Origin of the sequence: Micromonospora sp. WMMC264 (assembly GCF_027497275.1) — a bacterium.
GTDB lineage: Bacteria > Actinomycetota > Actinomycetes > Mycobacteriales > Micromonosporaceae > Micromonospora > Micromonospora chalcea.
Map to the genome: position 1 here is coordinate 4,200,187 of NZ_CP114907.1, position 17,785 is coordinate 4,217,971.

Sequence of the window (17,785 nt, forward strand, 5' to 3'; positions counted from 1 at the left end):
GGAAGAACCGGCCCGTGGGTGGTCACCGGAGGCCGTCCAGGAAGCGCCGGGTGGCGGTCCACGCCTGCCTGCGGGCCGCCCATTCGACCTGCTGACAGGGGTACGGGCACAGACGCGCCCACCATGCCCGGCACCCCGCGCAGAAGCCGTCGACGCCGGGTACGTGTACCGACAGGATCTGCCGGACCTGCGGCTCCGTCACGTCTGCTCCTCACCCGGCCAGTGGCCGCGACGGATCGGGATGCGATGGCGTGCGCGGCACGGCAGTTCCGCACCGCAGCGGCAGATCCACCGCCAGCGTCGCCAGGACCACACCGGACGGTGCCGCCGGGCGAGGGTCAGCGCGACCGCCAACACGTACTCCTCGTACGACACACGAGCACGCATGCCGCCTCCTACTTTGTTCATGCGCGGGTAATTTTGCGCGCGCATTTTCAGTCAGTCAACGATGTGCGCGCATGTCGTGCGGGCGTGTCGCGTGTCCACCGCACGCCGGCCGGCGGCACAATCACCGGCATGGAAAGTCCGACCTTCGTTCGCTTCCAGCTCGGGGCGCAGTTACGCAAAGCGCGAGAGCAGGCCGATGTCACCGCCGAGGAAGCAGCGGCGGCAATCGAGGTGACCGCGAGCACCCTGCGCCGCATCGAGGCCGGTCGGGTCGGTATCAAAGGCCCTGCGCTCAACGCGCTGCTTGATCGCTACGGCGTCACCGATGCCGAGCTGCGCGACACGCTGCTGTCGATGGCGCGCACCGGGAAGCAGCGCGGCTGGTGGGCGAAGTACGGGGATCTGCCCTCGTCGTATCGGCAGTACATCGGATTGGAATCCGCAGCCGAGGAGGTGCAGACCTTCGAGACGCTTGTCGTGCCGGGCCTGCTCCAGACACCGGCATACTCGCGGGCGATGATGGCGGAGGATGCCTTCGAACCTTCACCCGAGGCGGTCGAGAGGCGAGTCGCCGTCCGGACGCACCGCCAGGAGCTGATCTCGTCGGGCAAGCTCCGCCTGGTAGCTGTACTGGACGAAGCAGTCCTGCACCGCCAGATCGGTGGTGCAGCCGTCATGGCCGACCAGCTCACCGCCTTGCTCGACGCCGGCAGCCGATGGAACGTCACGGTCCAGGTGATCCCGTTCCGGGAAGGTGCCTACGCTTCCATGCTGTCGAGCTTCCACATCCTCAACTTCGCTGACGGCCCCAGCGTGGTGTACATCGAGGGTTTGACGGGCGATCTCTACGCGGAGGGCGAGGATGTGCGCCGCTGTACGGTGGTGTTCAACAGCCTGCGCGCCGCGGCCCTGTCGCCAACCGACTCGGCGGCAATGATCAAAGCAATCCGAGGCGCGCTGCCCGTGGAGTAGGAGGCGGACGTGGACTCGCAGTGGCGCAAGAGCACCCGGAGCGGCACCAACGGAGCCTGCGTCGAAGCGAGATACGCCGACCAGGCAGTAGAAGTCCGCGACAGCAAGGATGCAGGCGGCGCGGTTCTACGCTTCAAGCGTCAGCCGTGGCAAGCGTTCCTCCGCACCCTGCGCTGAGCGCCCACCTCGGCGGTGCTCGTGCCAGGCGCTGGCAGGAAATGGAGGTGGCATGACAGACCGGATCGGCATCAAGTGGCGCAAATCGAGTCGCAGCGACAACAACGGCGGAGCGTGCGTTGAGATTGCCGCAGTCAACGGGAGCATCCTGATCCGCGACAGCAAGGATGCGTCCGGCCCGGTTCTGCGCTTTGGGCGTCAGCCGTGGCAGGTGTTCCTCCGTACCCTGCGCTGAGCCCGACTCGCCAAAGCACGCGCGAGCGCGGCAGGGAGGTCCCTGCCGCGCTCGCGTCTTCGGTCGGTCGTCAGCTGCAGCCGCTGGTGGAGCCGCAGCCCTCGCAGACGTAGCAGCTACCGGCGGGCCGCATCTTCGTGCCGCAGGTGAAGCAGAGCGGCGCGTCGGCGGCCTTGCCGATCACGGCCTCCAGCAGCTCCGTGCTGGAACCCACCACCGGAGCGGGCTTGACCGCGGCGACGTCGGCCATCTCCTGCGCCGGCTGCGCGACCGGGCCGGTCTTCGGCTCCGGCGCCTCGACCGGGGCGGAGGCGGCCATCGCGGTGAGGTCCGCACCGCTCGCCTCCGCCTCCGCCTCGGCCGCGAGCTGGGCGGCCCGCTCCTTGGCGGTGAAGATGCCCAGCTCGGCGCGGCGGTCGTACGGCAGGAAGTCCAGCGCCAGGCGACGGAAGATGTAGTCCATCACCGAGGCGGCCATCCGCACGTCCGGGTCGTCGGTCATGCCGGCCGGCTCGAAGCGCATGTTGGTGAACTTGCTGACGTACGTCTCCAGCGGGACGCCGTACTGGAGACCGATGGAGATGGCCACCGAGAAGGCGTCCATCACGCCGGCCAGGGTCGAGCCCTGCTTCGACATCTTGAGGAAGACCTCGCCGAGACCGTCGTCCGGGTACGACGAGGCGGTGAGGTAGCCCTCCGCGCCGCCGACCGAGAAGGAGATGGTCTCCGACGGGCGCTTCTTCGGCAGCCGCTTGCGCACCGGGCGGTACTCGACGACCTTCTCCACGACCTTCTCCGGCTCGGCGGCCGGGGCCTGGGTCTCGACGGTGCTCTTGTTCTTCTTCGCCGCCGACAGCGGCTGGCCGACCTTGCAGTTGTCCCGGTAGATCGCCAGCGCCTTGAGGCCGAGCTTCCAGCCCTCGAAGTAGATCTTCTCGACGTCCTCGACGGTGGCCTGCTCCGGCATGTTCACCGTCTTGGAGATGGCGCCGGAGATGAACGGCTGGACGGCCGCCATCATCCGCACGTGGCCCATCGGCGCGATCGAGCGCTCGCCCATGGCGCAGTCGAAGACCGGGTAGTGCTCCGGCTTGAGGCCCGGGGCGTCCACTACGTGGCCGTGGTCGGCGATGTGCTCGACGATCGCCTCGACCTGCTCCTCGGGGTAGCCGAGGCTGCGCAGGGCGCGCGGCACGGTCTGGTTGACGATCTGCATCGAGCCGCCACCGACCAGCTTCTTGAACTTCACCAACGCCAGGTCCGGCTCGACGCCGGTGGTGTCGCAGTCCATCATCAGGCCGATGGTGCCGGTCGGGGCGAGCACGCTGGCCTGCGAGTTGCGCCAGCCGTGCTTGTCACCGAGCTTGTTGCCCAGCGTCCACTGCTTGGTCGCCTCGCGCTGCACGGCGGTGCCCACGGTGCCGGTCGGCTTGATCGCGTCGTTGGCGGCGGCGTGCTTGCGCATGACCCGCTTGTGCGGCTCGGCGTTGCGGGCGTAGCCGTCGTACGGGCCGACGATGCCAGCCAGCTCGGCGGACCGGCGGTAGGCGGTGCCGGTCATCAGCGAGGTGATCGCGGCGGACACCTCCCGGCCCTGCTCCGAGTCGTACGGCAGGCCGGAGGCCATCAGCAGCGCGCCCAGGTTGGCGTACCCGATGCCGAGCTGCCGGTAGGCGCGGGTGGTCTCACCGATCTTCTCGGTCGGGAAGTCGGCGAAGCAGATCGAGATGTCCATCGCGGTGATGACGAACTCGACCGACTTGACGAACTTCTCCACCTCGAAGCCGCCGTCGGCGCGCAGGAACTTCATCAGGTTCAGCGAGGCCAGGTTGCACGAGGAGTTGTCCAAGTGCAGGTACTCCGAGCACGGGTTCGACGCGGTGATCCGCCCGGTCTCCGGGCAGGTGTGCCAGTCGTTGATGGTGTCGTCGTACTGCAGGCCCGGGTCGGCGCACTCCCACGCGGCCTGGGAGATGGTGCGGAACAGCTTCTTCGCGTCGATCGTCTCGATGGTCTGCCCGTCGAGCCGGCCGCGCAGGTCGAAGCCGCCACCGTTCTCCACGGCGGTCATGAACTCGTCGGAGACGCGGACCGAGTTGTTGGCGTTCTGGTACTGCACGCTGACGATGTCGGCGCCACCCAGGTCCATGTCGAACCCGGCGTCGCGCAGCGCGCGGATCTTGTCCTCCTCGCGCGCCTTGGTCGCCACGAACTCCTCGATGTCCGGGTGGTCGACGTCGAGGATGACCATCTTGGCCGCGCGCCGGGTGGCGCCGCCGGACTTGATGGTGCCGGCGGAGGCGTCCGCGCCGCGCATGAAGCTGACCGGGCCGGAGGCGGTGCCGCCGGAGGAGAGCAGTTCCTTCGAGGAACGGATGCGGGACAGGTTCACCCCGGCGCCCGAGCCGCCCTGGAAGATCCGCCCCTCCTCCTTGTACCAGTCGAGGATGGAGTCCATCGAGTCGTCGACCGACAGGATGAAGCAGGCGCTGACCTGCTGCGGCGACGGCGTGCCGACGTTGAACCACACCGGCGAGTTGAAGCTGAACACCTGGTGCAGCAGCATCCAGGTCAGCTCGTGCGCGAACACCTCGGCGTCGGCCGGGGTGGCGAAGTAGCCGTACTCCTCACCGGCGGTGCGGTAGGTGTCGACCACCCGGTCGATCAGCTGCCGCAGCGACCACTCCCGCTCCGGGGTCCCCACCGCGCCCCGGAAGTACTTGGTGGTCACGATGTTCGCCGCGTTCACCGACCAGGACTCGGGGAACTCCACCCCGCGCTGCTCGAAGTTGATCGAGCCGTCCCGCCAGTTCGTCATGACGACGTCGCGGCGCTCCCAGGTGACCTCGTCGTAGGGATGCACCCCCTCGGTCGTCCAGACGCGCTCGATCTTCAGCCCCGCCCCGGCCTTGTTCCGTGACCTGCTGGTCGTCACGCCCTCGCCCCCCTCGTCGGCACGGTCACCCACCGCGCCTCGTGTACCTGTCAGAAACCCGAAAATGTCAGCTGATCGCGCCGGCGGCGTCCGCCGCACCGGCACCGGCGCCCTCCCGGGCGCGCGCGGCGGCCCGCAGCGTCTCGATCTCCCGCTCGAAGTCGGCGAGCGAGTCGAAGGACCGGTAGACGCTGGCGAACCGCATGTAGGCCACCTCGTCGAGGTCGCGCAACGGGCCGAGGATGGCCAGGCCCACCTCGTGGCTGGGGATCTCGGCCGCCCCCTTGGCCCGTACGGTCTCCTCGACCTTCTGTGCCAGCAGCGCGATCGAGTCGTCGTCGACCGGCCGCCCCTGGCACGCCTTGCGCACCCCGCCGATGATCTTCGTACGGCTGAACGGCTCGGTCACCCCGCTGCGCTTGACCACCGCGAGCACCGCCTCCTCGACGGTGGTGAACCGTTTGCCGCACTCCGGGCAGGACCGCCGCCGCCGGATGAGCTGGCCGTCGTCGGCCTCCCGCGAGTCGACCACCCGGGAGTCGGCGTGCCGGCAGTACGGACAGCGCATGGGCCCGACCTCCTCCGTCGATCGCGGGCACACCTACCGGCCCCCGGGCACACGTCGGCACGGCGGAGTCATCGTCCGATGACCGTCGCCGGATGCGCGGTGCGGGAGTGCGTTCGGTAGTTGAACCCAACCTGTGGGCGACTTACGCCCGTGTGACTACTACATCTAGGGGTCGACCGTATGCCGAACCCCAAGCGAGGTCAAGTTGGCGGGCGTGTCCGGCGCGTCATCAGAATCACGGTCGGCGCGACCCCGCCGAGGAGCCCAACGGACGGCCTCCCGCGCTGGACACGGCCCGCCGCAATGGAACATCTGTACGAGCGGCGTACTCTTCTATCAGAACAACAGTTCGGAAATCCAGGAATTCGGCACGACACGCCGACAGCAGGTCGTACAGATGTTTGAAAATGACCGATCTCACCTATACGGTCAGACCACACGCACCACGAGCCGACGAGGCACCCCAGCGCCGACCAGGGAGGGACGGACGTGACCGAGGACCGGGCCAGCCGGCAGAAGAACCCGCAGCCGAACGACGGGGCGGGTCCTCCGGCGACCCGCCGCCCCCGCGCCGCCCGCAGCCGCACCGCCCCGGCGGCGGTACGCCCGGTCACGCCGGTGGTGAGCAGCTTCCCCGACCCGACGAGCGTCGACCTGACCGCCCGGCAGCGGCGGATCCTGGAGTTCATCCGCACCTGGGTCGAGCGGCACGGCTACCCGCCGAGCGTGCGCGAGATCGGTGAGGCGGTCGGCCTGGTCTCCCCGTCCAGCGTCGCCTACCAGCTCAAGGAGCTGGAGAAGAAGGGCTTCCTGCGCCGCGACCCGAACCGGCCACGCGCCGTCGACGTCCGGGCCCCGGGCGAGGCCGACGACGAGGCCGCCCGCGCGCAGCGCCCCACCCCGGCGTACGTGCCGATGCTGGGCCGCATCGCCGCCGGTGGGCCGATCCTGGCCGAGCAGGCGGTGGAGGACATCTTCCCCCTCCCCCGCGAGCTGGTCGGCGAGGGCGAGGTCTTCATGCTCCAGGTCAAGGGCGACTCGATGCTCGACGCGGCGATCTGCGACGGCGACTGGGTGGTCGTCCGGCAGCAGCCCAACGCCGAGGTCGGCGACATCGTCGCCGCGATGCTCGACGGCGAGGCGACGGTCAAGACCTACCGGCGGCGGGACGGGCACGTCTGGCTGATGCCGCAGAACCCGGCCTTCGACCCGATCCCCGGCGACGACGCCACCATCATGGGTCGCGTGGTGGCGGTGCTGCGCCGCATCTGACCCCACAGCAGCGCGAAAAGGGGGTGACCGTCGCGGTCACCCCCTTTTCCATGTCGTCTCAGTAGCGGTCGCCCCGGTACTCCCGGCCACCACCGGACACCGGGCCGTACTGGCCCCGGTCGTCGTAGCCGTCGTCGCGGCGCGCGCCACGCGGGTCCTGGCCGCGACGCGGCGGCTCGGCCCGGCCGCCGCCTCCGCGCGGCCCGCCACCGGGCTGCCCGCGGTAACCGGGCCCGCCCGGGCCGCCGCCGTAGCCGCCACCCTGACCGCCACGACCTGAACCGCCCTGGCCGCCGCCGCCCTGGCCACCGCCGTAGACACCGCCACCGCGACCTCCGCCGCCGGCCGGGGCGCCACCGCCGTACACCCCACCACCCTGCGGACGGGTGCCGCCCGGGGGACGGCCACCGCCCTGGCCACGGCCGCCCTCCTGAGGGCCGCCGCCGTACACGCCGCCACCCGGCCGGCCACCGCCGTAGACGCCGCCCGAGGGCGGACGGTCGCCGTTCGCCGCGCCACCGTAGACGCCGCCCTGGCCCCCGCCGTAGACCCCGCCGCGCGGTGCCTCCGGCCGTTCCGCCGACGGGAACCCGCCGTTCACCGGGAACTCGCCGCTGCGCTCCGGCTCCTCGGCCCGCGGCGCGGGCTTGCGCCGCGACCGCAGGATCCCGAAGACGCCCGCGCCGACCAGGAGCGCGCCGATCACCCCGACCGCCGCGATCAGGTACGTGATCTCGTCGAGTGAGAGCCCTTCGAGCCAGGACTTCTCGGCGGCCGCCTTCGTCTCGGCCTTGCCGCCGTTCGGGAGCGCCTCCGCGCCACTGGTGGACGGCGTGTAGCTGAGAATGTCGATCGGATCCGAGTCGTCCAGCGTCCCGCCGTCGGAGACGGTGACGAACAACTTGCCGTCGGGCGTGTACGAGATCGCCTCGCCGAACGGGTCGGCCAGCGGGGTGATCCGGGGCTTACCTGTGGTCAGCGCCTTGACGATGTCGCCGCCGGACACGTCGAACTCGAACGCGTCGGCGTACGTGCGCAGCACGACCTTGCTGCCGTCGGGTGAACGGGCCGCGCCGGTCACCAGCGCTCGCCCGGGCGACCCGAGCTTGTTCTCGGTGTCGGTCTTCGGCAGCGTGACCTCGCCGACCTTCTTCATCGGGATCGGCTCGGGGTCGCCGGCGGTCTTCAGCTTCACCGTCGGGGTGAAGATCTCCGACTTGCCGGACAGGTCCTTGGTGATCACCAGCGGCATGTTGTCGTCGCCGACGAGCAGGGCCTCCGCGTCGTGCGGTTCCTTGCCCGGGTAGCTGAGCCGGTGCAGCACCGGCTGCTTCGCGCCGCTGAGCGGCATCGTCCAGACCGCGACCCGCTCCCGGCGGGTCTTCTTCTCCACGTTGTCGCCGGTGTCGGCGATCCAGAGCGTCTTGCGGTCCGGGCTGAGCGCCAGGTCCTCGGTGTCGAAGGGCCCGTCACCGGAGTACCGGACCTCCTTCTCGACCTTGCACTTGGCGTCCAGGTAGAAGACCCGCTTGCGGCTGGGGTCGTCGGTGCCGTCGTTGATCACGACGTACCCGCTGCTGGTGGCGATCAGGCCGGACAGCTCGCGGAGGCGGTTGTCCTCGACCGTGCACTTCTTCTTGGGAGCCGCGGCCAGCACGGGGGCCGCGGCGGGAGCCGCCGGGGCCGGCCCGGCCGGCGCCACGACCGCGCCGACCAGGCCGAGCGCGAGCGTGACCGAGGAGACAACGTGCCGCATGACGCTCAGTGTCGCACGACGCGGGTTTCCGGCGGGTGACGCCGGACGGCTCACCGTCCGGCGCCCACCCGCTCGTCGCTGGTCAGCCGATCCCCCGCCCGGTAGGGCGCGAGCTCGGCGGCGAGCCCCTGGCCCACCCGTACGTGCAGCAGCGTGCCTTCGGGCAGGTGAGCGGTGCTGAGCACCTCACCCTGCCGGTGCGCCCGGGCGACCAGGTCACCCCGGTCGTACGGGAGCACGACGCGCACCTCGACGGCCGGCCGGGGCAGCCGGCGCTCGACCGCCTCGCGCAGCTCGTCGATCCCGCGGCCACTGTGCGCGGAGACGAACACGGCGTCCGGCCACAGCCGCTTGAGCCGCAGCATCGTCTCCTCGTCGGTGGCGTCGGTCTTGTTCACCACCAGGAGCTCCGGCAGCCGGTCGGCGCCCACCTCGGCGAGCACCTCGCGTACCGCCCGGACCTGCTCCTCCGGGTCCGGGTGGGTGCCGTCGACCACGTGCACGACCAGGTCCGCGTCGGCGACCTCCTCCAGCGTCGAGCGAAACGCCTCGACGATCTGGTGCGGCAGGTGCCGGACGAAGCCGACCGTGTCGGACAGCGTGTAGAGCCGCCCGTCGGACGTGGTGGCGCGGCGGGTGGTCGGGTCCAGCGTGGCGAACAGCGCGTTCTCCACCAGCACGCCCGCCCCGGTGAGGCGGTTGAGCAGGCTGGACTTGCCGGCGTTGGTGTAGCCGGCGATGGCCACCGCCGGCACCGCGTTACGGGTGCGCCGGGAGCGCTTGGTCTGGCGTACCGTCGCCATGCTCTTGATCTCGCGGCGCAGCCGCGCGATGCGGTGGCGGATACGCCGACGGTCGGTCTCCAGCTTGGTCTCACCGGGACCGCGCAGGCCCACGCCGCCGCCGGCGCCACCGCCGCGACCGCTACCGCCGGTCTGCCGGGACAGCGTCTCGCCCCAACCGCGCAGGCGCGGCAGCAGATATTCGAGCTGGGCCAGCTCGACCTGCGCCTTGCCCTCCTTACTCTTGGCGTGCTGGGCGAAGATGTCGAGGATCAGGGCGGTCCGGTCGACCACCTTGACCTTGGTGCGCTGCTCCAGGTTGCGCAGCTGCGACGGCGACAGCTCACCGTCGCAGATGATGGTGTCGGCGCCGGTGGACAGCACCACCGCGCCCAGGTCGTCGACCTTGCCGCGGCCGATGTACGTGGCCGGGTCGGGCCGGTGCCGGCGCTGGATCAGCCCTTCGAGCACCTGCGAGCCGGCCGTCTCGGCCAGCGCCGCCAGTTCGGTGAGGCTGTTGTCGGCGTCGGTCTGGGTGCCCTCGGTCCAGACGCCGACCAGGACGACCCGCTCCAGCCGCAGCTGGCGGTATTCGACCTCGGTGATGTCTGTGAGTTCGGTGGAGAGGCCGGGGACCCGCCGCAGCGCCTGCCGCTCCGACAGCTCGTACTCGCCCGTGGTGGCCTCGAGCTCGTCGTCGGTGTAGGGATGGAAGGTCTCCTGCTCGCGCAAACTGCGTCTCCTGTCCGTTATGTGCATCGCCGAGAATTTTCGGCGCGTGACAGCAATCCTGACATGTGACAACGCCCGGCGCACCTGCCTTATGCCCGTGACGCTACTGACCGGTAGCGGGGGCGGATGCCGGGCGACCTGCGCGGGCGAGTAGAAATGCCAGTCGAGCCGCTCAGCGCCGACGGAGGAGTTTCTCGTGGCCAACACACGACTGCCGAGTGCCGGATTCTCCATCACCATCCGGATCGCGGTACCCGCCGACGCCTCCTCCATCGGCCGGCTCACCACCGCCGCCGGCGAGGCCGGGGCCATCGTCACCGCGCTGGACGTGGTCGACTCCGACCCCGCGCACGTGATCGTCGACCTCACCTGCGACACCGCCGACGCCGGGCACGCCGACCAGGTCGTCGACGCGCTCACCGCGCTCGACGGGGTGGACGTCCGCAAGGTCTCCGACCGCACGTTCCTGCTGCACCTCGGCGGCAAGATCGAGGTGACCCCGAAGGTCGCGCTGCGCACCCGCGACGAGCTGTCCCGCGCGTACACCCCGGGCGTGGCCCGGGTCTGCATGGCCATCGCGGAGAACCCGGCCGACGCGCGCCGGCTCACCATCAAACGCAACACCGTCGCCGTGGTCAGCGACGGCACCGCCGTGCTCGGCCTGGGCAACCTCGGCCCGGCCGCCTCGCTGCCGGTGATGGAGGGCAAGGCCGCCCTGTTCAAGCGCTTCGGCGGGGTGGACGCCTGGCCGGTGGTGCTGGACACCCAGGACACCGACGAGATCGTGGCGATCGTCAAGGCGATCGCGCCCGCGTACGGCGGGATCAACCTGGAGGACATCGCCGCGCCACGCTGCTTCGAGATCGAGGCCCGGCTGCGCGAGGCGCTGGACATCCCGGTCTTCCACGACGACCAGCACGGCACCGCGATCTGCGTGCTGGCCGCGCTGACGAACGCGCTGCGCGTCGTGGGCAAGCAGCTCGCGGACGTCCGGGTCGTGGTCTCCGGCGCCGGCGCGGCCGGCACCGCGATCATGAAGCTGCTGCTGCGCCAGGGCGTGGGCGACATCATCGCGTACGACCGCCAGGGCGCCCTGCACCGCGGCCTGCCGGACCTCAACCCGGCCTGGCAGTGGCTGGCCGAGAACACCAACAAGGAGAACTACTCCGGTGACCTGGCCGGTGCGGTACGCGGCGCGGACGTGTTCATCGGCGTGAGCGCGCCGAACCTGCTCACCGGCGAGGACGTCGCCGCCATGGCGAAGGACTCGATCGTCTTCGCGCTGGCGAACCCCGACCCGGAGGTGGACCCGCGCGAGGCGCGCAAGTACGCCGCCGTGGTCGCCACCGGCCGCTCCGACCAGCCCAACCAGATCAACAACGTGCTCGCCTTCCCCGGCGTGTTCCGCGGCATGCTCGACGCGCACGCCGAGGAGTTCACCGAGGAGATGGCGCTCGCCGCCGCCCGGGCCATCGCGGACGTGGTCGGCGAAGACAAGATCAACCCAACGGTGATCGTGCCGAGCGTCTTCGACTCCCGGGTCGCCCCGGCGGTGGCCGCCGCGGTGCGGGCCGCCGCCCAGAACCCGGCCGCCACGCCGGCGCCGGCGGCCGACCCGGGCCCGGCGGACCTGCCCGAGATCGCCGCCAACGCCAGCGCCACCCCCTGACGCGTTCCTCCCGCTCGCGGCGCCCTCTCGCAGGGCAGCGCCTCCTCGCGGGACAGCGCCTCCTCGCGGGACAGCGCCTCCTCGCGGGGCACGCCCCTGCCGGGTCGGAGACACGAGCGCGCGCGTTCCGGGCACGCGCACGGCTTCTGGGTGCACGTGCCGATTCGGGCACACCAGCAGCTTCGGGGACAGGGGCGTGGCTTCCACCGCACGCGAGTTGCCCGGCTCAGACGCTCTTCTCAGCACACGCGCGCACTTCTTCGGCTACGCACGCCACCCGCACCCGCGTGGACGCGCGTCGCCCGACGCGCGTCCACGCGAGATCTTGGAAGGAAATGGCAGCCAGAGGGGCTGCCAGAGGGGCCCTAATCTTCCAAGATCCCCAACAACGCCCCGCCCGTTACCTTTTTGATCGTCCCCAGCCGGGGACCCTCGGTTGCCCGGCCCGGTATGACTTCCTGCCCCTGTCGTTTCGATGATCCGGGGGGTGTTGTCGCCGGGTCGGGTGGCGTTGGCGGACCGCTGATAGGGACACGGCCACCCGTGTTGGGGTAGGTCTCTTCGTAACGTGGCTGCCGGCAGTCCGACGCTCAGACCAGCGGCCGAGGCCACGATGAGATACGTGGAGGCAGGTGCGGTGCACGACGGATACGGCGTCTACCTCGGCTTGGACGTCGGCAAAGAGGGTCACCACGCGGTCGGGTTAGCTCCTGGCGGAAAGCGGCTGCATGACGCGGCGCTGCCGAACACCGAGGCCCGCCTGCGGCAGCTGTTCGACAAGCTGGCCCGCCACGGCACGGTCTTGGTGGTGGTCGACCAGCCGGCCTCGATCGGCGCCTTGCCGGTAGCGGTGGCTCGGGCGTGTGGTCATCAGGTTGCTTACCTGCCCGGCCTGGCGATGCGGCGCATCGCTGATCTGCATCCGGGTGCGGCGAAGACCGACGCCCGCGATGCCTACGTCATCGCTGATGCCGCCCGCACCCTGCCCCACACGTTGCGACGGGTCGACGTCGGCGACGAGGCCCTGGCCGAGCTGGAAGTCCTGGTCGGCTTCGATGACGACCTCGCTGGCGAAGCCACCCGCGTGTCCAACCGGATCCGTGGCTTGCTGACGCAGATCCATCCCGCTCTGGAACGAGTCCTCGGCCCCAAGGTCCACCACAAGGCGGTCCTTGAACTGCTGTCCCGCTGCGGTGGCCCCGTCGGACTGCGCAAGGCCGGCCGCCGCAAGCTGCTCTCGATCGTCGCCGTCCACGCACCACGCATGGGCGAACGACTGGTCGAGCAGATCATGACCGCCCTCGACGAGCAGACCGTCACCGTCCCCGGCACCCAGGCGGCGGAGACGATCCTGCCCCGCCTCGCCGACAGCCTCCGCGATGTCCTGCGCCAGCGCGGCCAAGTCGCCGGCGAGGTCGAGAGGATCCTCGATGCTCACCCTCTCGCCCCGGTCCTGACCTCGATGCCAGGCATCGGCGTCAGGACCGCCGCCCGGATCCTGCTCGAAGTCGGTGACGGCACCGCGTTCCCCACCCCCGGCCACCTCGCCGCCTACGCCGGCCTGGCCCCCATCACCCGACGATCCGGCAGCAGCATCCGCGGCGAGCATCCGCCCCGAGGCGGGAACAAGAACCTCAAACGCGCCTTCTTCCTCGCCGCCTTCGCCGCCCTAGCCGACCCCGTGAGCAGGGCCTACTACGACCGCAAACGCGCCGAAGGCAAACGCCACAACGCCGCCCTCATCTGCCTCGCCCGCCGCCGCTGCGACGTCCTATACGCCATGCTCCGCGACAAGATCCCCTACCAACCACGCCCCACCAGCCCCGTCCCCGCTTGACCAAACCCATAGGGACACCCCCCCCGGGGGGGCAAGTCGGACAAATGCCCCCTCACCCCGGCTTGCTCGACTCCACTTCCCCGAAGTGGCGGCATCATCGCCCTTGATCAACACTAGTTCCCCGAAGTGGTGCCATCAGAGGCTCCGCGACACCACCACTTCGGCGAGCTGGTGTTGATCATGCCGGGCGGCAGCGCGCCAGGGCGGGATGGTACGGACAAGGCCCCGCGCGCCAGGGCCGCGAACATCCCAAGTTGACCAAGGAGTTCGTGTCACTGGGACGCCGGAAATCCCCCGCAAACTCCTTGATCAACCGCGAAGGGGAGGTGCCGCAGACGGAGAGGGCGCGGTCAGGGGGTCAGGGCGGACGGGGTCAGGGTGCCCGTCGCCACCAGGACCGCCGGGCCCGACAGCCAGCAGGAGTCGGCTGTCACGGTGACCGTCAGGCGTCCGCCCGGTACGTCCACCGCCACCGTGCCGGTGTCGAGCCCCGCGTCGCGCAACGCCACCGCGCCGACCGCGCACGCGCCGGTGCCGCAGGACAGTGTCTCGGCCGAGCCGCGCTCGTAGACCCGCATCAGCACGTGCGCGTCGGTGCCGGTCACCGGCTCGCCGGGCGTGGTGAACTCCACGTTCACCCCGGCCGGGAAGGTCCCGGCGTCCACCTCGGGCGCGCGGGTCAGGTCGAGGCCGGTCAGCTCCAGCGCGGCGGGCAGCGCGCACACCAGGTGCGGGTTGCCGACGTCCACTGCGGCACCGGGCAGCGTCAGCCCGCCGAGCGTGGCGGTCGCCGTGTCGTACAGCCGGGGGCGGCGCATCTCGACCGCCACGTCCGCGCCCTCGACCCGGGCCCGCACCAGGCCGGCGCGGGTGGCGATCGGCAGCGTCCCGCCCGACGAGGACGAGGACGACGAGGACGAGGCGGCGGCCAGCGAACGGTCCAGCAGGTAGCGGACGAACACCCGGGCCCCGTTGCCGCACATCTCGGCGAACGAGCCGTCGGAGTTCCAGTAGTCCATGAACCACTCGGCCTCGCCGGCGAGCGCGACGCCCTCGGGGTGCTTGGCGGCGCGTACGACGCGCAGCACGCCGTCGCCGCCGAGGCCGCGCCGCCTGTCGCAGAGCGCGGCGACCAGGCCGGGTGTCAGGTCGAGGGTGCCGTCCGGGTCGGGCAGGATGACGAAGTCGTTGCCGGTGCCGTGACCCTTTGTGAACTCCACGCCCCCATCATGGCCGATGCTCGGCGACCACCCGCAGGGCAGTGTCGAGAAACCCGGGCGACGCCGAGTCCAGCCAGTGCACGCGCGGGTCGCGCCGGAACCAGGAGCGCTGCCGGCGGACGAACCGGCGGGTGGCGCGGACGGTCTCCTCGTGCGCCTGCGCCTCGGTCAGCTCCCCGGCCAGGAACCGCAGCACCTGCTGGTAGCCGAGCGCGCGGCTGGCGGTACGGCCCTCGGGCAGCCCTTCGCCGACCAGCGCCCGCACCTCGTCGACCAGGCCGTCGGCCCACATCCGGTCCACCCGCAGCGCGATCCGCTCGTCCAGCGACGCGGTGTCCAGGTCGACGCCGAGCTGCACCGATGGGTAGTACGGCGTGGGCGACGGCAGCGACGCGGTGAATGGCGCGCCGGTCAGCTCGATCACCTCCAGCGCCCGCACGATCCGCCGTCCGTTCGTGGGCAGGATGCTCGCCGCCGCCCCCGGGTCCGCCTCGGCCAGCCGCGCGTGCAGCGGCAGCGGGCCGACAGCGGCCAGCTCCGCCTCGAGCCGCTGCCGCAGCGCCGGGTCGGTGCCGGGGAACTCGAACTGTTCGAGCACCGCCCGCACGTACAGCCCGGAGCCGCCGACCAGCAGCGGCACCCGCCCCCGGGCCAGGATGTCGTCGACGGCCGCGCGGGCCAGCGCCTGGTACTCCGCGACGCTCGCCGGCTCGGTCACCGGCCAGATGTCCAGCAGGTGATGCGGCACACCCTCGCGTTCGGCCGGCGTCAGCTTCGCGGTGCCGATGTCCATGCCCCGGTAGAGCTGCATCGAGTCGGCGTTGACCACCTCGCCGCCGAGCGCGTGCGCCAGCGCGATGCTCAGCGCCGACTTCCCGGCCGCGGTCGGCCCGACCACCGCCACGACGGTCATGCCCGCTCCCAGTTCGCCACGAAGTAGGCCACGCCGTAGGGCGCGCTGTGGTAACCCAGCTCACCCCGCCAGTCGCCGCCGGCCGCGTCGACCGCGCCGGCCAGCACCTGCCACGGCGCGCGCCCGGCAACCCGCAGCTGCGCCGACAGCACCGGGTCCAGGTCGCGCAGCGCCGCCGTGTCCGCGCCGGCCAGGGCAACCGCAACCCCTTCGTCGTACGCCTCGGCGCGCGGATCGTCGTACCCCGGCGCCTTGACGCCGCGGCAGGCGGACCCGTCACCGAGCACGAGCAGCGCGACCCGCGGATCGTCGTCGGCGATCAGGCTCGCGCCGAACGCCGCGCACTCCGCCGGTGTGGCGTCGTGGGCCACCGACCGGGCCAGGCGGGGCAGCTCGGTGCCGGAACGGTTGAGCAGCCAGGCGCCGACGGTCAGGCTCAGCGGCAGGCGCTCCGCGCCGGAGCAGGAGATCTTCCACAGCCGCACCGGCCGGTCCAGCCCGAAGCCGCGCAGGGAACCCCAGTCGGCGGCGTTGAACCGGACGGTCTCCGGCCCTGCTCCGACGAGCAGGACCGCCTCGGGCCCGGCGGCGAGCAGCCGTGCGACAGCGGCGTCGGCGGCGGCGCGCAGGTCGTCCAGCTCGGGCGCGGCGGCGCCGGCCAGCTCGGGCACGATAAGCGGCGGATGGGGGCAGACTGCGGCGGCGACCAGTGGCACGCCCCCAAACCTATCGGGATCCGCCGGTGCGTCCCCGCGCCGATCCGGTCATCGAGGGCGTACGACACCGTATGGTCACGGTCGACGGCAGGCGCTCGACACGGACCGGGTCGGACCTGTGACAATGCCGGGAGAAAGTTTGCTGCGCCGTGGCGGCGATTCGAGGGGACTGTCCCCTCGACGCCGGGAGAACGAGGATGGGCACATGAGCGACTGGACTGCCTTCGGACGGGTGGACGAGGACGGCACCGTCTACGTAAAGACGACCGAGGGCGAGCGGGTGGTCGGATCCTGGCAGGCGGGCGCACCGGAGGAAGGGCTCGCCCACTTCGCCCGGCGCTACGCCGATCTGGTGACCGAGGTCGACCTGACCGAGGCCCGGCTCAACTCGGGCGCGGCTGATGCCGGCCACTCCCTGACCACGATCCGGCGGATCCGCGGTTCGCTGGCCGAGGCGCACGTGGTCGGTGACCTCGACGCGCTGGCCGCCCGGCTGGACAAGCTCGCCGTCGTCGCCGAGGAGAAGGCCGGCGAGGCCAAGGCGGCCCGCGAGGCCGCCCGCGGTGAGGCGCTGGCGCGCAAGACCGCCTTGGTCGAGGAGGCCGAGAAGCTGGCGGCCGAGTCGACCGGCTGGAAGACCGCCGGGGACCGGCTCAAGGAGATCCTCGACGAGTGGAAGACCATCCGCGGCGTCGACAAGAAGACCGACGGTGAGCTGTGGAAGCGGTTCGCCGCCGCGCGGGACGGCTTCACCCGCCGCCGGGGCGCCCACTTCGCCTCCCTGGACCAGCAGCGCAAGCAGGCGCAGACGGTCAAGGAGGAGCTGGTCGCCGAGGCGGAGAAGCTCAAGGACTCCACCGACTGGGGCGTCACCGCCGGGCAGCTCAAGGACCTGATGGCCCAGTGGAAGGCCGCGCCGCGCGCCGCCAAGGAGGCCGAGCAGAAGCTCTGGGAACGGTTCCGGGCCGCGCAGGACGAGTTCTTCAGCCGGCGCAGCGAGGTCTTCTCGGCACGCGACAACGAGCAGCGCGCCAACCTGGAGCGCAAGCAGGCGCTGCTGGCCGAGGCCGAGGCGCTCGACGTCGACGCCGACCCGAAGGGCGCCCAGGCGAAGCTGCGGGAGATCCAGGCGCAGTGGCACGAGGCCGGTCGCGTGCCCCGCGAGGCCGCGTCCGGGCTGGAGCGCCGGCTGCGGGCCGTGGACGACAAGGTCCGCGAGGTGATGGACTCGGCGTGGCGGCGTACCTCCAAGGAGGACAACCCGCTGCTGGCGCAGATGCGCGCCCAGGTCGCCGAGGCCGAGGACCGGCTGGCCCGGGCCCAGGCCGCCGGTGACGCCCGCCGGATCAAGGAGGCCGAGCAGGCGCTCGCGTCGAAGCGGCAGTTCCTCCAGCTCGCCGAGCAGGCCGGCTGACGCACGCACCCCGGCCGGGCAGGCCGGCGGACAGACACATCGGGTGAGCCCCCGGCCGTTCCGGCCCGGGGGCTCACCTGCGTCCGGGCCGGGTTGACGCATCGAGGCGGGCTGATCAGAATGAGCGGCGGAGCCAGGTTCAGGCACCGGCACGAGGGCACCGACGGCTGATCCCGCCGTCGACGGTCGCCGGTGCGACA

16 protein-coding genes are annotated in these 17,785 nt (G+C 71.4%); 7 read left to right on the forward strand and 9 right to left on the reverse strand.

Features of this window, described 5'->3' with window-relative positions; genetic code table 11:
• Positions 1-22: 22 nt before the first annotated feature.
• On the reverse strand, positions 23-202 hold the full coding sequence (locus O7542_RS18140) for a hypothetical protein (protein WP_281604937.1): 180 nt from the start codon (positions 200-202) through the stop codon (positions 23-25).
• The gene (locus tag O7542_RS18145; RefSeq protein ID WP_064447123.1) at positions 199-387 is read right to left on the reverse strand and encodes a hypothetical protein; all 189 of its coding nucleotides are present in this window, start codon (positions 385-387) and stop codon (positions 199-201) included. Before O7542_RS18145 ends, O7542_RS18140 begins: the two co-directional genes overlap by 4 nt.
• 129 nt (positions 388-516) lie before the next feature.
• Here O7542_RS18145 and O7542_RS18150 point away from each other — a divergent pair, with 129 nt between their 5' ends.
• Genes O7542_RS18150 through O7542_RS18160 form a run of 3 tightly spaced genes read left to right on the forward strand, consistent with a single transcriptional unit; the run spans position 517 to position 1,771 of the window.
• Positions 517-1,359 (forward strand): helix-turn-helix transcriptional regulator, encoded by an 843-nt coding sequence (locus tag O7542_RS18150; RefSeq protein WP_047891729.1) that lies wholly within the window; start codon positions 517-519, stop codon positions 1,357-1,359.
• 9 nt (positions 1,360-1,368) lie between these two features.
• Complete coding sequence (locus O7542_RS18155; protein ID WP_082931024.1) at positions 1,369-1,536, forward strand: DUF397 domain-containing protein; 168 nt, start codon at positions 1,369-1,371, stop codon at positions 1,534-1,536.
• Positions 1,537-1,588: 52 nt separating this feature from the next.
• On the forward strand, positions 1,589-1,771 hold the full coding sequence (locus tag O7542_RS18160; RefSeq protein WP_082931023.1) for a DUF397 domain-containing protein: 183 nt from the start codon (positions 1,589-1,591) through the stop codon (positions 1,769-1,771).
• 70 nt (positions 1,772-1,841) lie between these two features.
• On the opposite strand, the gene O7542_RS18165 is transcribed toward O7542_RS18160, so the two are convergent.
• Both O7542_RS18165 and nrdR read right to left on the reverse strand, forming a co-directional pair.
• Positions 1,842-4,739 carry a vitamin B12-dependent ribonucleotide reductase gene (locus O7542_RS18165; protein ID WP_043325710.1) on the reverse strand — a complete coding sequence of 966 codons (2,898 nt, stop codon included), beginning with the start codon at positions 4,737-4,739 and terminating at the stop codon, positions 1,842-1,844.
• Between the two features lie 34 nt (positions 4,740-4,773).
• The gene (gene nrdR / locus O7542_RS18170) at positions 4,774-5,274 is read right to left on the reverse strand and encodes a transcriptional regulator NrdR (RefSeq protein ID WP_013284751.1); all 501 of its coding nucleotides are present in this window, start codon (positions 5,272-5,274) and stop codon (positions 4,774-4,776) included.
• A gap of 489 nt (positions 5,275-5,763) precedes the next feature.
• Here nrdR and lexA point away from each other — a divergent pair, with 489 nt between their 5' ends.
• The gene (gene lexA, locus O7542_RS18175) at positions 5,764-6,546 is read left to right on the forward strand and encodes a transcriptional repressor LexA (RefSeq protein WP_043325711.1); all 783 of its coding nucleotides are present in this window, start codon (positions 5,764-5,766) and stop codon (positions 6,544-6,546) included.
• A gap of 58 nt (positions 6,547-6,604) precedes the next feature.
• Here the strand turns inward: lexA and O7542_RS18180 are convergent, their stop codons facing one another.
• Positions 6,605-8,302: a hypothetical protein gene (locus O7542_RS18180; RefSeq protein ID WP_281604938.1), complete on the reverse strand. Its 1,698-nt coding sequence runs from the start codon at positions 8,300-8,302 to the stop codon at positions 6,605-6,607.
• Positions 8,303-8,352: 50 nt separating this feature from the next.
• Entirely contained in the window at positions 8,353-9,843 is a 1,491-nt protein-coding gene (hflX, locus tag O7542_RS18185) for a GTPase HflX (protein WP_231915529.1), read from the reverse strand.
• Positions 9,844-10,012: 169 nt separating this feature from the next.
• Here hflX and O7542_RS18190 point away from each other — a divergent pair, with 169 nt between their 5' ends.
• Positions 10,013-11,485, forward strand: coding sequence for an NAD-dependent malic enzyme (locus tag O7542_RS18190; protein ID WP_013284747.1), 1,473 nt, complete (start codon positions 10,013-10,015; stop codon positions 11,483-11,485).
• A gap of 613 nt (positions 11,486-12,098) precedes the next feature.
• Positions 12,099-13,322 (forward strand): IS110 family transposase, encoded by a 1,224-nt coding sequence (locus O7542_RS18195; RefSeq protein WP_141707693.1) that lies wholly within the window; start codon positions 12,099-12,101, stop codon positions 13,320-13,322.
• Positions 13,323-13,672: 350 nt separating this feature from the next.
• On the opposite strand, the gene dapF is transcribed toward O7542_RS18195, so the two are convergent.
• The 3 genes from dapF to O7542_RS18210 are packed head-to-tail and all read right to left on the reverse strand — an operon-like array spanning position 13,673 to position 16,171.
• A complete protein-coding gene (gene dapF / locus O7542_RS18200) occupies positions 13,673-14,542 on the reverse strand; it encodes a diaminopimelate epimerase (protein WP_281604939.1) in 870 nt (289 codons plus the stop codon).
• 7 nt (positions 14,543-14,549) lie between these two features.
• The gene (gene miaA / locus O7542_RS18205) at positions 14,550-15,455 is read right to left on the reverse strand and encodes a tRNA (adenosine(37)-N6)-dimethylallyltransferase MiaA (RefSeq protein ID WP_104114425.1); all 906 of its coding nucleotides are present in this window, start codon (positions 15,453-15,455) and stop codon (positions 14,550-14,552) included.
• Positions 15,452-16,171 (reverse strand): hypothetical protein, encoded by a 720-nt coding sequence (locus O7542_RS18210; protein WP_210883300.1) that lies wholly within the window; start codon positions 16,169-16,171, stop codon positions 15,452-15,454. The genes miaA and O7542_RS18210 overlap by 4 nt, the downstream gene beginning before the upstream one ends.
• Before the next feature lie 205 nt (positions 16,172-16,376).
• On the opposite strand from O7542_RS18210, the gene O7542_RS18215 reads away from it, so the two are divergent.
• A complete protein-coding gene (locus O7542_RS18215; protein ID WP_064447113.1) occupies positions 16,377-17,585 on the forward strand; it encodes a DUF349 domain-containing protein in 1,209 nt (402 codons plus the stop codon).
• Positions 17,586-17,785: the final 200 nt, after the last annotated feature.

Bases quoted from the DNA above. Each gene is read 5' to 3' on its own strand.
- O7542_RS18195 (WP_141707693.1), top strand. From the start codon at position 12,099: ATGAGATACGTGGAGGCAGGTGCGGTGCACGACGGATACGGCGTCTAC.
- O7542_RS18145 (WP_064447123.1), bottom strand. From the start codon at position 387: ATGCGTGCTCGTGTGTCGTACGAGGAGTACGTGTTGGCGGTCGCGCTG.
- miaA (WP_104114425.1), bottom strand. From the start codon at position 15,455: ATGACCGTCGTGGCGGTGGTCGGGCCGACCGCGGCCGGGAAGTCGGCG.
- hflX (WP_231915529.1), bottom strand. From the start codon at position 9,843: ATGCACATAACGGACAGGAGACGCAGTTTGCGCGAGCAGGAGACCTTC.
- O7542_RS18180 (WP_281604938.1), bottom strand. From the start codon at position 8,302: ATGCGGCACGTTGTCTCCTCGGTCACGCTCGCGCTCGGCCTGGTCGGC.
- O7542_RS18150 (WP_047891729.1), top strand. From the start codon at position 517: ATGGAAAGTCCGACCTTCGTTCGCTTCCAGCTCGGGGCGCAGTTACGC.
- O7542_RS18160 (WP_082931023.1), top strand. From the start codon at position 1,589: ATGACAGACCGGATCGGCATCAAGTGGCGCAAATCGAGTCGCAGCGAC.
- nrdR (WP_013284751.1), bottom strand. From the start codon at position 5,274: ATGCGCTGTCCGTACTGCCGGCACGCCGACTCCCGGGTGGTCGACTCG.
- O7542_RS18215 (WP_064447113.1), top strand. From the start codon at position 16,377: ATGAGCGACTGGACTGCCTTCGGACGGGTGGACGAGGACGGCACCGTC.